At 71.8% G+C, this 11,858-nt stretch carries 15 protein-coding genes; 4 read left to right on the top strand and 11 right to left on the bottom strand.

The genetic code is table 11. The features are described 5' to 3' along the window. Positions 1-337 precede the first annotated feature (337 nt). Positions 338-871 carry a hypothetical protein gene (locus tag OXG55_12325; GenBank protein MCY4104022.1) on the top strand — a complete coding sequence of 178 codons (534 nt, stop codon included), beginning with the start codon at positions 338-340 and terminating at the stop codon, positions 869-871. Between the two features lie 3 nt (positions 872-874). After that, positions 875-1,390 carry a PIN domain-containing protein gene (locus OXG55_12330; GenBank protein MCY4104023.1) on the top strand — a complete coding sequence of 172 codons (516 nt, stop codon included), beginning with the start codon at positions 875-877 and terminating at the stop codon, positions 1,388-1,390. A gap of 290 nt (positions 1,391-1,680) precedes the next feature. Here OXG55_12330 and OXG55_12335 read toward each other — a convergent pair whose 3' ends face one another. The 9 genes from OXG55_12335 to OXG55_12375 all read right to left on the bottom strand — a co-directional run bounded on the left by OXG55_12335 (position 1,681) and on the right by OXG55_12375 (position 8,738). Next, positions 1,681-2,103, bottom strand: coding sequence for a type II toxin-antitoxin system VapC family toxin (locus OXG55_12335; protein ID MCY4104024.1), 423 nt, complete (start codon positions 2,101-2,103; stop codon positions 1,681-1,683). An 8-nt stretch (positions 2,104-2,111) separates the two neighbouring features. Beyond that, the gene (locus OXG55_12340; protein MCY4104025.1) at positions 2,112-2,354 is read right to left on the bottom strand and encodes a plasmid stabilization protein; all 243 of its coding nucleotides are present in this window, start codon (positions 2,352-2,354) and stop codon (positions 2,112-2,114) included. 192 nt (positions 2,355-2,546) lie between these two features. Continuing rightward, a complete protein-coding gene (locus tag OXG55_12345; GenBank protein ID MCY4104026.1) occupies positions 2,547-2,963 on the bottom strand; it encodes a PIN domain-containing protein in 417 nt (138 codons plus the stop codon). Continuing rightward, positions 2,960-3,202 (bottom strand): ribbon-helix-helix domain-containing protein, encoded by a 243-nt coding sequence (locus OXG55_12350; GenBank protein MCY4104027.1) that lies wholly within the window; start codon positions 3,200-3,202, stop codon positions 2,960-2,962. The genes OXG55_12345 and OXG55_12350 overlap by 4 nt, the downstream gene beginning before the upstream one ends. A gap of 306 nt (positions 3,203-3,508) precedes the next feature. Then, positions 3,509-3,835: a hypothetical protein gene (locus OXG55_12355; protein ID MCY4104028.1), complete on the bottom strand. Its 327-nt coding sequence runs from the start codon at positions 3,833-3,835 to the stop codon at positions 3,509-3,511. An 11-nt stretch (positions 3,836-3,846) separates the two neighbouring features. Then, positions 3,847-4,614 carry a ribonuclease HII gene (locus OXG55_12360; GenBank protein ID MCY4104029.1) on the bottom strand — a complete coding sequence of 256 codons (768 nt, stop codon included), beginning with the start codon at positions 4,612-4,614 and terminating at the stop codon, positions 3,847-3,849. A gap of 337 nt (positions 4,615-4,951) precedes the next feature. Next, the gene (locus tag OXG55_12365; protein MCY4104030.1) at positions 4,952-6,409 is read right to left on the bottom strand and encodes a hypothetical protein; all 1,458 of its coding nucleotides are present in this window, start codon (positions 6,407-6,409) and stop codon (positions 4,952-4,954) included. Between the two features lie 8 nt (positions 6,410-6,417). Then, on the bottom strand, positions 6,418-7,419 hold the full coding sequence (locus tag OXG55_12370; GenBank protein ID MCY4104031.1) for an NAD(P)-dependent glycerol-3-phosphate dehydrogenase: 1,002 nt from the start codon (positions 7,417-7,419) through the stop codon (positions 6,418-6,420). A gap of 56 nt (positions 7,420-7,475) precedes the next feature. After that, the gene (locus OXG55_12375; protein MCY4104032.1) at positions 7,476-8,738 is read right to left on the bottom strand and encodes a CaiB/BaiF CoA-transferase family protein; all 1,263 of its coding nucleotides are present in this window, start codon (positions 8,736-8,738) and stop codon (positions 7,476-7,478) included. 234 nt (positions 8,739-8,972) lie between these two features. On the opposite strand from OXG55_12375, the gene cofC reads away from it, so the two are divergent. Both cofC and OXG55_12385 read left to right on the top strand, forming a co-directional pair. Then, positions 8,973-9,638, top strand: coding sequence for a 2-phospho-L-lactate guanylyltransferase (cofC, locus tag OXG55_12380; protein ID MCY4104033.1), 666 nt, complete (start codon positions 8,973-8,975; stop codon positions 9,636-9,638). Further along, positions 9,635-10,360, top strand: coding sequence for a PIG-L family deacetylase (locus tag OXG55_12385; GenBank protein MCY4104034.1), 726 nt, complete (start codon positions 9,635-9,637; stop codon positions 10,358-10,360). Before cofC ends, OXG55_12385 begins: the two co-directional genes overlap by 4 nt. Before the next feature lie 189 nt (positions 10,361-10,549). On the opposite strand, the gene OXG55_12390 is transcribed toward OXG55_12385, so the two are convergent. Together OXG55_12390 and OXG55_12395 are read right to left on the bottom strand one after the other, a co-directional pair. After that, a complete protein-coding gene (locus OXG55_12390) occupies positions 10,550-11,398 on the bottom strand; it encodes an ABC transporter permease (GenBank protein MCY4104035.1) in 849 nt (282 codons plus the stop codon). Continuing rightward, positions 11,388-11,858: ABC transporter ATP-binding protein (locus OXG55_12395; GenBank protein MCY4104036.1), on the bottom strand; the 471-nt coding region annotated here is incomplete at its 5' end. The genes OXG55_12390 and OXG55_12395, both read right to left, overlap by 11 nt.

Raw genomic sequence — 11,858 nt, forward strand, 5'->3', positions numbered from 1 at the left:
CAATGCACAGTGGGGCAACGTGTATGTCTCGGACGTCGCGCGCCTGCTCAACGGCGTGGATCGAGTCGTAGGCCGTACCGCGTCTCAGCTAGCCGGTCGGGCACCCGGCAAGGCGGGGCCGCTCCCGCGGTCAATCGCTGAGGCGACGAAGCTGAGACTGAGTTCCGTTTCTGAGGGAAGTCTGGTCGTCGAGGTCGAAGTCCCCGACGCGCCGGCCGACGAGCCCCAGCTTGAGTTGGCCGATGCGCCGCTCGGGGAGTCCGCGGTCCGCACGGCCCTCGCCGTTCTTGCGGGCTCGGAGGCCAAGTTTCCCGAGACAACCGCTGCGTGGAGTCGATTGGCCGAGGAACTGAGCATCGGCGAACGTTACGACGAGCTCGCGTGCGCGCTCCCATCAGACCCAACAGCGGCGGCTGTTCTCGACGCGCCCGCGCGAACGCGGCTCGCGGCCGCGGCGCAGCAGCGCTCAACAGGCGACAGGGCCGGCGACCTGACCGGAGTCCTATACGAGGCCGACTTCGAGAAGTGCACAGGTCATCTGCGAACAGCGGTCGGCGACGCCGTGCGCCTGCGCTTCGATCACGAGCAGGCAGCAGAGATCAAGGAGGCGCTTCGGGAGAACTCGCGCCTCGGAGGCCAGATCTCCTGTACCGACGAGACGGCGGCTCTCGTCTCGGTCGAGTCGATCGAAGTCATTCAGCCTCAGCGGCTCGCGCTCGGCCCGGAGATCAGCGACTTCTGGACCACACGGTCGCTTGCCGAGTTGGCTGAAGAACAAGGCGTCGACGTCGTCCACGACGTTGCGGCGCTCCAAGACGAATCAATCAGCGACGAGGAGGCCGCGGCGTTCATCAGGGCGCTGGGCCTGTGAACTGTGAACTCCGAGGGACTGCTCGTGGACACCGATGTGTCCTCCTACGTCGCGTGGCAACGGCCGAAGGGGACGGCCTTCATCCCCATCCTCCGAGACAGGCTGCTGGCAGTCTCGTTCGCGACCGTCGGGGAGTTGTACTTCGGTGCGGTGAAGGCGGGCTGGGGCGACCAGAAGATCCGAAGCTTGGAGACCATCCTGAAGCGCTACACCGTGATCCCGGGAACCTACGCCGTCGCCCGCGCCTACGGCGACATCAAGGCCGCCTTCAGGGAGCAGGTCGATGAGTGCGACATGTGGATCGCCGCGACTGCGCTCGTGCACCAGTTGCCCGTTGTCACCAACAATCTGCGCCACTTCGAGCCGATGCGCGATCGTTTCGCCTTCGGCCTGCTCCACCCCGAGCGCACGTTGCCTGCCAACACGATGTGTCCGAGCAAATCCGGGCATTGGGCGGCGGCCTCCGGGGGATCGAAGTACAACACACCGATCGGGCGACCCTGCCGCCGCGGCGTGTAACGCTCGTGACCGTCCGCGGCCATGTCAACGAGTCGCTGGATGAGCCGTTTCGGGGTGACGCAATGTTGCGCGCCGTCCAAGGCAGCACCGGTTGGAGCGGTATCGGGAGCGGCGGCAGCGGAGGAGGCAGACTGGCGTCCGCTCCACCGAGTTCGCCGACTTGAGCGACGGCCGCCGAGCGTCATCCGACGCGGAGTCGGAGGAACCACCGCATCATGCGGCATCCCTCCGCAAGTGGGTTCTTCGGATCTGAGCCGCGAGGGAGCGGTCTCGGTGTTGCCTCGGTTGGCTCAGTCGTCAGTCCACGGGTTGGTGAGATCTACACCTGTACCGGTGAAGTCCCTGGTGTTCCGCGTCGCCACCGCCATGTCCTGCGAGCGGGCGATCGCGGCGATCTGCATGTCCGCTGTTGCGACGGGTCGGCCCGCGGCGCGGCGAGCGGCGGCGATCGCCGCGTAGGCGTGGGCCGCGGCGCTGTCGAACGGCAGGATGCGGCCGGCGAAGTCCTCGCGCAGCATTGCCTCGGTGGCCGCTTCGATCTCGTCCCGTCTCCTGCCGGGGTGCATGATCGCCACACCGAGACGCAACTCGGCCTCGGCCACCGCCGAGAAGAAGAGGGTCGTAGCGTCGCGCCGAGTGACCCAGGACACCACAGCCGGCGACGGTGCCGGGCGCATCAACTCGGAGACGACGTTCGTATCGAGAAGGATCACCGGCCGGCTCAGTCGAGGCGAGGCGGGTCTCTCATCGGCTGCCTCGCCGGAATCTCCAACTCGACTCCGCCGAGGGGCGCGAAGCGATCGCGAACCGCGGTCACGAGATTCGTGGGGCCGCCATCGGACTCGACGGCCTCACGCAGGATCCGGCGCGCCTCCTCCTCCATCGAGTGTCCACGACCGGCGGCACGCACCCGCAGGCGAGCCTTCACGTCGTCATCGAGATTGCGGATCGTGATGCTCGCCATCGCCGCGTCCTGTCTTCCCGGCCCAGCCTGAGAGCGTGGGGATGATTGCAGTGCAATCATAGCCAGCGACACGAGGGCAACGTCATCAGCGCGCCGATCACGCCGCCTGAAGAGATCGACCCAGCGGAGCCGTTGGGCCACAGCGGCTCACTCCCGGCCAGCGATCGGCGACATCAGCGGCGATTCGATGCGCTATGTGTGAACGGTGAAGGCTTGGCGGCGGTCGCGGCCGAACCGGTAGATCAGGTAGTCCCGGTCGAACGAGATCGCCTCGTGCACGCCGAGGCGCTGCATGATCGACCAACTCGTACGATCCACGATCGAGAACTCCTGGTCCGCGAACGCATCGTGAATCTGCGCGGCCACCTCCAAGTCGGCGACCCCGGCGACTTCGACGCGGGCCCGCCCGGCGCGGATCGCGTTGAGCAGCGTCTCGGCGACCCCGGCACCGAGCCGGTTGGTGGCCAGGAACCACGTCTCGACGAGCACATGGTCGCTCGTCAGCAGGTCGCCGGAGAACTCGCTGAGCCGCTCGACGGCCCGACGGTGATGGACGTCGCTCACGTCGGCTGCCGCGTACCAAGCTGACGTGTCGACGAAGACGCTCACGGCCTCGCAGCTCGGGCGGCGATCGCCTCGGCCGTCGCCCCCTTGCGGTCGACGGCGATGTCGCTGCCCCCAGAGTCCCCGATGCCGAAGATGTCTGAGATCTCGGCCCGAGGGCCTGCCTGTTTCAGGTCGCGCTCGACGAGACGGCGGATGTACTCGGCCATGCTGATGCCCAACTCGGCGGCCTTGTGCCTGACGAGCGCGTGCTGTTCTGCGTCGAGCGCAATCTGTGTACGCATGACGCTACATCATAACATCAGTATTGCCAGGTTGTCCGCCACGCCACCGAACGTCACCTCAAACGACGAGCCGCTCCCCCACCAGTCGGGGCGTTCGAAGGGGCGAGGTGTCGTGGGGCGGGGCACGGTCCTCGGCGACGCGTCGGCACGATGTGGCCGCGGTTGGGACTATTCCGGCCATATCGCAAGATAAGTGGCCGAAATGCTCTAAGAGTTCGGCGCTCGCCTAACTGGACGGACTGTCGCGGCACGAACTGCCGAGGGAGTCGTCGGGTCGTGGCGAGGGCCCGGGGGCCCGAAGGTCGGCTAGGCGCCTGTCAGGTCCGCGGCGGTGGGCACCGCCACGCCGGGGCGGTAGTGGATGAAGAGATCCTCGATGACCTGTCGCAACCCTGCGGTGTCGGCACCCTTGCTCATGTCGAGGGTGATGACGTTGGAGTTGATGTGGATGCCGTCGATGCGTCCGCTGGCGAACAGGCGCCGGGCCAACTCGTCGGGGGGCCGGGTGCGCGTCGCCGGCGGGGGCCCGTCGTAGTACTCGTGACCCATTCCCGTGAGTGAGCGGTTGATCTCGAAGCGCACCACGCCGGGGCGCGACGACGGTCGCTCGACGACGGTGACGGGCTGTCCCACGGCAAAGGATGCTAGCGGTGCTCCAACAGACGGGGTTGGGTCGCCGCACCCTCGCCCGCCGGCGCACCGCAAGGGAGGTGTTCCATGAACGCCCACGATCGTCGATGGATGGCCGAGGGCCCCCAGGCGGCCAGCGCGGCGCGGTGCCGCGGGCACGGATAGCCCTTGTTCCGATCGAAGTCGTAGGCCGGGTAGCGCGCCGCCTGCTGCACCATCAGGCCGTCGCGCCAGACCTTGGCGAGGATCGATGCCGCCGCCAGCGAGACGCAGCGGGCGTCGCCACCCACGACGGTGCGCACCGGTCCCTCGAATCCTCCGTCGCCGTTCGGGGCGCCGGTTGGTTCTGAGACGAAGTCCCACCGCCCGTCCAGCAGCAGGGCGTCCGGATGGATCTCCAGTCCGGCCAGGGCGCGCCTTGCTGCCAGCCGCTGGGCCGCCGACATTCCCAGCTCGTCGCATTCGGCGGCGCTGGCGGATCCCACCGCCCAGCCGACACACGCCGCCGCCACCGATTCGAACAGTTCCCGGCGACGCGCCGGACTCAACTGCTTGGAGTCCCGGACCTCCCCGAGAGCGCCCCCGTGCCCATCGTCGGCACGCAGCGCCGCCGCGGCGACAACGAGCGGACCCGCCCAAGCGCCCCGGCCGACCTCGTCGAGCCCCGCCACGACCTCTGCACCGGCCTCCCACAGCTCCCGCTCGCGTGCGAGATCGGGCCGCCGCGGCACGGCGTGTGCGGTCTCCGAGGAGGCGGCGCCGGCGGGCGCCTGCGGGCGCATCGGTCTCAGCCGGCTCCCGCGAGGACGGGCCGACCGGAAACGACCGGCAGGGTTCCACTCACGGGGCGACTGTAGGCGCGTGCGGGACTCGATTCGGTCACCCCGCGTGCCGGGGAGACGGCCGGCCATTGCCGCGGCTCACCCGGCTCGTCGTTCCGGCGCAGAGCCTGCCCCGGACTCGATCCGGGGCCGGAACCCGCCATCCAGCGGAACTCCAGCGAGTCGCTCGGCATTCCCGCTCCGAGGTGATGACCGCGCCGGACCGAAGGGCGGCACATCATCGCCCGCGCTGTGCCGCGGCGGGAGGCGGCGTCCGATGCCTCGCAGGCGGGCCGGCTCAGCGGCGCAGCAGCGCCTCGCCGGCAAGCTCGCGCGTGCACCAACCAGCCGCCAGAGCGGACGCGGTGATCCGCAACGGCACCGGCGCGGCCAGTCCCGTCTCGCCGTCGCCGGCGAGGACGGCCGCCCAGGACTCGAGCCGGCTGTCCGGCGGCACCAACTCCCAGAGCAGCGCAGGCGACTCGTCGTGCCAGCGCACCGCGAACGACAGGACCCCGCAGCCGGTCGCGAGCCGATGCACCTCGATAGGCGGCCGCGAGCCGGCGAGGTCGGCACCGGCGCCTGCCAAGAGGTCAAGGCGGCCGCCCTGCTCGGAGACGAGCGTGTCCCGCACGGCGAGCAGGAAGGCGGCCCGCAACGCGGGGTCGTCCCCACCCCGGTCGCCGACCCAACCGCCGCCGGGACCGGCGTCGGCCGCCATCGCCTCGGCGGCTTCGGGCATGGCGCCGAACGGAGCGGTGACCCGCGCCGCTTCCCGGCGGGCCATCCGGGAGACCCCGGAGGGGTTCCGGCCCGCCCGCACCGGGACGACCTCCGCGGCGCGCTGCGGGAATCCTGCCACCGCCAGCGCGGTGCCCACCAGCGCACGCTCCGCCGGCGAGAGCCGCCCGTCGGGGCCGTCACCGGCATCCGCCCCGACATCGATGGCGAGCAGCCGGCGGATGGCGGTCGTCACCAGCGTCTCGATGCGCCCGTCCCGCAGCCCGGCGACCCGCAATCCCCCCGCGGTGTGCAGGTCCCAGCCCCGCCCCACCTGGGCGAGTGTCGGCACCACCGCCGGCTCGGGCGCCACGGTGTCGGCGGCTTGCAGCGGCAGCACGACCCGCAGCGTGCCGCCGTGCGTGACCGACCAGGTGAGTTCGGCGGCGGCTTGCCCGCGACGGCTGCGCACCCGCTGGAGGAGGCCGTTGCTTCCGCCGACCACCGGCGGTGAGCCCCGCGGCCCGGTGGGGGCCGTCACGTCCTCGAGCAGCCGCGCCGCGGCCGGCGGACGCTCCCACCACAGGGCCCTCGCGCCGTTCGCGAGCACACCGGCAGCGTCGATCTCCACGCACCAGAGCCCGTCGGGGCGCCAGTGATCACCGGGCCGCAAAACGAGCGTCACAGCCACCGGGGCGGAGGTGCGGTTGCGCACCTCCAGCACGCCGAGCGCGCCGGCGGTCGCATCCGCCGCCACCGCCACGTAGGCCAACTGGGAGACATCGCCGTCGCCCGCTCGCACCACGGTCTCCAGAGCCACCGGCGCGGCGCCCTCGGCGCCGGCGGCGCGCTGGCGGCAGCTCGCGGCGCCACGAGGGGTGCAGCGTTGCTCGCCGGCGTGTACCTCCCAGTCGAGCGACCAGCCGACCCGGCCGGTGGCGAGCCGGCCGGCGCCATCGACCGCCAGAGCCCCCGGAGACCCGGCGGCAGCCAGCACCGTCCAGGCGCTCCCGAGCTCGCCGCTCCGGCGGCGCACCCCGGCTCCTACCCGGCGCGTTCGGGCTCGGGACGCAGACTCCGTCCCAGCAGGTTCCGGTAGGCCACCTGAGGGTCCCGGCCGCCGTCGAGCACCGCGCACAACTCGGCGGTGATCGGCATCTCCAGGCGGTGCTCGGCGGCCAGCTCCAGGACCACCCGAGCCGTCTTCGGGCCCTCCGCCACCTGCTGCATGGCGTCGGTTATCTCGCGCAACGTCCTTCCCCGCCCCAGTTCCACGCCCACGTAGTGATTGCGGCTCTGGGGGCTGAGGCACGTCGCCAGCAGGTCCCCCAGCCCGGCGAGGCCGGCGAACGTGGCCGGTTCGCCACCCATGGCGACACCCAGGCGGGTGAGTTCGGCGAGACCGCGGGTGATGAGAGCAGCCCGGCTGTTGTCCGCCAGTCCAAGCCCCTCGGCCATGCCCACGGCCAGCGCCACCACGTTCTTCAACGCACCCCCCAGTTCGCAGCCCACCACGTCGTGGCCCACGTACACCCGGAAGTGCTCGCGGGCGAAGCTCGGGACGAGCCGCTCCGCGGCGGCCACGTCACCCATCGCCAGCACGGCGGCAGCCGGCGAGCCGGCCAGAACCTCCCGAGCCAGATTGGGACCGGTCAGGACACCCACCGGGTGCCCCGGCGCCAGTTCCTCGACGATCTCCGACATGCGGCGGTGCGAGCCCTGCTCCAGCCCCTTGCTCAGGCTGATGACCGGCACGCCGGGCCCCAGGTGCGGCACGACCTCCGCCAGCACACTGCGGAACACGTGCGAGGGCACGGCCATCGCCACCATCGCGGCGCCGGCCAGCGCTGCGCCCAGATCACAGTCGGCCTCCAGCGACGGCTCCAGAGCGAAGCCCGGCAGGTACTGCTCGTTGGTGTGCCGGGCGTTGATCTCGGTGGCCAGCTCGCGGCGCCTGCACCAGAGCCGAACCGGTGCATTGGCCGAGACGAGTGAGGCCATCGTGGTTCCCCACGAGCCGGCACCCACCACCGTCACGCGCTGCACCGGCGTGACAGTACCGTCCGCGCCTGCCCGCGGCGAAACCGCCGGGGCGGCGAGCCTCAGGAGATCACACCGGCGGCGCGCAGCGCCGCAACGGCGTCCGGGCCGCGCAGCCCGGCGATGATCTCGTCGGTGTCACGACCGGGTTCGGGGCCGTGGGGCTCCCACTCGGGCGGCGTACCGGAGAATCGCACCGGCGGCCTCGTCTGGCGCAGCCGCCCCGCCGCCGGGTGGACGCTGTCGCAGAAGAACTCCCGGTGGGACAGCTGCGGGTGCTCGGGCAGGTCGCGGACCTCGACGGCGGGACTGTGCGGCACGTCGTGGGCCTCCAGGCGGGCACACGCCTCCGCGGTGGGCAGGGCCGCCAGGCGGGCGCGGATCTCCCGCCAGACGTCACGTGCCAGGCCCCGGTTCTGATGGCGCCCGGCCATCGTCGCCAACCGCTGGTCCACCGCCACGTCGAGCGCCCCGCAGAGTCCGGCGTACTGGTCGTCGCTCAGCGCCACGATGTACATCCACCCGTCGGCGCAGGCCAGCGGCTTGACGTGCGCGGCCGGGTCGGAGCGCTGCGGGCCGTCGTAGTCGAGCAAGGTCTCCCGGCCCGCGGCGTCGATCCACAGGAAGGCGGCCGACACCTCCAGCATGGCGACCTCCACCAGCTGGCCACCGGCGCCCCGGTCCCGCGCCAGCAGCGCCGCGGTCGCCGCCTGCACCGCGTGCAGGGCGGTGAGCTTGTCCGAGACGGTGTGCCGCAGGCTGTGCGGCTCGCCCGTCTCGACGTCCGCCTCGAGGGCTGCGATTCCCGATGCCGCCTGGATGATCCCGTCGTAGGCGGGACGGTCGGCATACGGCCCGGTCGGCCCGAAACCGGTCACCGCCACCACGATCACGTCGGAGTTGACCGCGCGCAGGTGCTCGTAGGACACGCCGAGGCGCTCGGCGACGCCGGGCCGGAAGTTGCAGAAGACGATGTCGGCACCGGCGGCGAGTTCGAGCGCGATGACCCGGCCTTCGGCGGTGGTGATGTCCACCGTGGCGGCCCGCTTGGCGCGGTTGGTCATCTGGTAGATGCCGGAGATCCCCCCGACGGCCGGCCCGACGTGACGGAGGATGTCCCCGCCGCCGGGCGGCTCGATCTTGATGACGTCCGCCCCCTGCTCGGCGAGGATGCCCGCCGCCAGCGGCGCGGCCAGTGCCGTCGCCAGGTCGAGGACTCGCACGCCCGCCAGCGGCGGGGCGTTGGGAGACGGCCGCCCCCGCTCGGATGATCGCCAAGGGCCGGCCGAGGCCTGGCCGCTGCGGGAGGGGGATTCTCCGAGCATTGCGTCGATCCTTCCGTGGACATTCGAGCCTACGAGAACCCCGAATGATGCTGCGGCAGGCTTGATTCGTCGTTCCGGCGGAGGCCGGAACCCACTGTTCAGCGGCCTAGTCCGCGTTTCCCGCTGATCGCTCGGCGCACTCCTGGGAGAATGCGGTCACATCCAGCTGATCCCGTCGCCGGAGAGGGACTCCGGGCACGGGACCTCCCGGGGCGCCTCACTAGACTCGCGCCGGTGGACGAGGCGGCTGTGCTCGTGCCCGTCAAGGCCTTCCATCAGGCCAAAGTTCGCCTGGGGTCGGTCCTCTCGGGAGCCGAACGCGTTGACTTGGCGCGCCGCATGGCCGGCCACGTCGTCCGGGTGGCGGCACCCCTGCCCGTGGCGGTGGTATGCGACGATCCCGAGGTGGCAGCCTGGGCCGAGGCCGCGGGGGCAGAGGTGGTGTGGTGCCCCGGGACGGGCCTGAACGGCGCGGTCACCCGCGGGGTCGCCGTCCTGGCGGGGCGAGGCGTCGGCGAGGTCGTGGTGGCACACGGCGACCTGCCGAGGGCCCGCGGCTTCGCTCACCTGACCGGCGCGGGCGGCGTGACCGCCGTGCCGGATCGGCGCGCCGACGGCACGAACGTGCTGTGCGTGCCCACCGGGGCGGGCTTCGGCTTCTCCTACGGCGCGGGCTCGTTCCGCCGGCACTGCGCCGAGGTCCGTCGCCTCGGGCTGCCTCTGCGCGTGCGCCGCGACCCCGAGTTGACATGGGACGTGGACGTGCCCGAGGATCTCTGGCGACTGCCGGCGGATCTGCGGGAGGCCGCCGTGGCCGCCTCCCGGATCGGGCACGCACCCGCTGGGGACGAGGGGCTCGTAGCAGATCCGCTCGCAGCAGGCACCGGGGGCACGGCGTGAGCCTCAACCTGCCCACGCCGTCCAGCACCCTGTCGGTGTCGGCGCATCCGGACGACACCGAGTTCGGCTGCGGCGCCACGCTGGCCCGCTGGGCCGCGGCGGGCTGCGTCGTGCATCTGGCGGTCTGCACCGACGGATCGAAGGGATCGTGGGATCCGCAGACCGACGCGGCCAGGCTGGTGGTGCGGCGCCAGGACGAGCAGCGCGAGGCGGCTCGGCGGCTCGGCGCCAGCGGCGAGGTGGTGTTCCTCGGCTACACCGACGGCGAGTTGCAGGCCGACCTGGGCGCTCGGGCCCTGCTGGCCTCGTGGATCCGCCGGTTGCGCCCCGCGGTCGTGCTGGGGCACGACCCGTGGAAGCGCTACCGGATCCATCCGGATCACCGCCAGGCGGGCCTGCTGGTCACCGAGGCCGTCGTGGCCGCCCGCGACCCGCACTTCTTCGCTGAGCAGAACCTGCCGGCGCACCGGCCCGAGCACCTGCTGCTGTTCGAGGCCGACGAGCCCGACCACTACGAGGACGCCGACGGTTGGGCCGACGCCAAGATCGCCGCCCTCGAGGCCCACGAGAGCCAGTTCGAATCGACCATGGGGATCGAAGCCGGCGACGACGGGACCCAGCGCGGCGCGTTCCGGCAACGCATCCACCGTGAGCTGGCCGAGGCGGGCGCGCCGGCGGGTCTGGCAACGGCCGAAGCGTTCAAGCTGCTGAGCGACCTCTGAGAGCCGGCCGTCCGGTGCGCCGGCAGGCGCAGGCGCGCACGCCCGGCGATGGATTCCGGCCTCCGCCGGAATGACGACGCTCGCGACCTGACCGGAGGTGACGACAGCATCGCGTTCCTCGCGGATTCCGGCCTCCGCCGGAATGACGACGCTCGCGACGCCACCGGGCGCAGGTGAGACGGGAGCGGGCTACTCCGCCGCTGCGGAACGGCGAGCACGGGGCATGCGAGGCATCCAGTCGAAGAAGCGCCAGGCCGCCAGCGCGCCGGCGACCCCCCAGGCGGCCAGGACGGCCAGATCGACGCCCCGCCAGGCGGGTGCCGGCACCGCCGGGTGGAAGGCCGCCGAGAACGAGTTGCCGAAATGCTTGAGCGGCAGCACGTCGCCCAGGATCCGCAGCCAGGCGGGCGGGTCCTCGGCGGGCACGAAAATGTTGGACACGAACGCCATCGGCAGGATCACGGCGTTGGCGATCGCCGGGGCGCCGTTGCCGCTCGGCGCCAGCGCGGCCAGCGCCAAGCCGAGTCCGGCGAAGGCGACCGTGCCCACGACGAAGGCGACGACCGCCGCGGGGATCTTCGCCGCGGCGGCGCCGACGTCGAAGAACAGCACGCCCACCAGCATCATGATGAGGGTCCCGAGGAGGGCGATCCAGACCGACGAGGCGACCGTGCCGCCCAGGAACGCGGACGGTGGCAGCGGTGTGCCCCTGACCCGCTTCAGCAGCCCGAACTGGCGCTGGAAGGCGAGCGTGATGCCCACGTTGGCCAGCGCCGCGTTGGCCGCCGTGAAGGCCGCCAGGGCGGGCGTGTAGAACTGCGCCGCCGGGACCGTGCCGAAACCCACGTCTACGTCCCAAGTGAACAGCGAGCCGAACAGCACCAGCATGATCAGGGGCAGCCCGAGGGTGAAGAAGGACGCCACGGGGTTGCGCCAGAACGTTCGGTTCTGGCTGCGCATGCTCGTCCAGACCAGGCGACCCCAGGATGGCCAGGCGCCGGCGGTCGCGGTCTCGGCGGCGACGCGGCTAGCCCGCATCGTCGGGGTCCCCGTCGGTCCCGATGAGTTGAAGGTAGGCGTCCTCCAGGCTCGGTGGGCTCACGGTCAGGTCCGCCAGTTCGATCCCCCGCTGCGACGCCCAGCCGGTCAGCTCGGCCAGCAGCGCAGTGGGGCGCTCCGTGTTCACAACCGCGACGTCCCCGTCGATCTCGACCGTCGCCGCCACGAGCGCCGGCAGCTCGGCCCGGCCGGCGCCGGCCGGCAACCGGAAGCGAACGGTGGACCTCTCGCTCCCCAGGAGTTGCGAAGGCGGGGCGCAGGCCACGATCTGCCCGTCCATCAGCAGCGCCACCCGGTCGGCCAGGTGCTCGGCCTCCTCCATGTAGTGCGTCGTGAGGATGATGGTCCGCCCGAGGCTGCGCAGGCCCTTGATCATGTCCCAGGCGGCCCGCCGGGCCTCGGGGTCGAAGCCGGTCGTGGGCTCGTCCAGGAACAGCAG

This window comes from bacterium (assembly GCA_026708055.1).
In the GTDB taxonomy this organism is placed as follows: Bacteria; Actinomycetota; Acidimicrobiia; order Acidimicrobiales; family CATQHL01; genus VXNF01.

What these genes read in the sequence shown, in the direction of transcription:
- OXG55_12340 (MCY4104025.1), bottom strand. Translation starts at nt 2,354, where the DNA reads ATGGCGAGCATCACGATCCGCAATCTCGATGACGACGTGAAGGCTCGC.
- OXG55_12350 (MCY4104027.1), bottom strand. Translation starts at nt 3,202, where the DNA reads ATGCGTACACAGATTGCGCTCGACGCAGAACAGCACGCGCTCGTCAGG.
- OXG55_12360 (MCY4104029.1), bottom strand. Translation starts at nt 4,614, where the DNA reads ATGCGCCCGCAGGCGCCCGCCGGCGCCGCCTCCTCGGAGACCGCACAC.
- OXG55_12390 (MCY4104035.1), bottom strand. Translation starts at nt 11,398, where the DNA reads ATGCGGGCTAGCCGCGTCGCCGCCGAGACCGCGACCGCCGGCGCCTGG.
- OXG55_12375 (MCY4104032.1), bottom strand. Translation starts at nt 8,738, where the DNA reads ATGCTCGGAGAATCCCCCTCCCGCAGCGGCCAGGCCTCGGCCGGCCCT.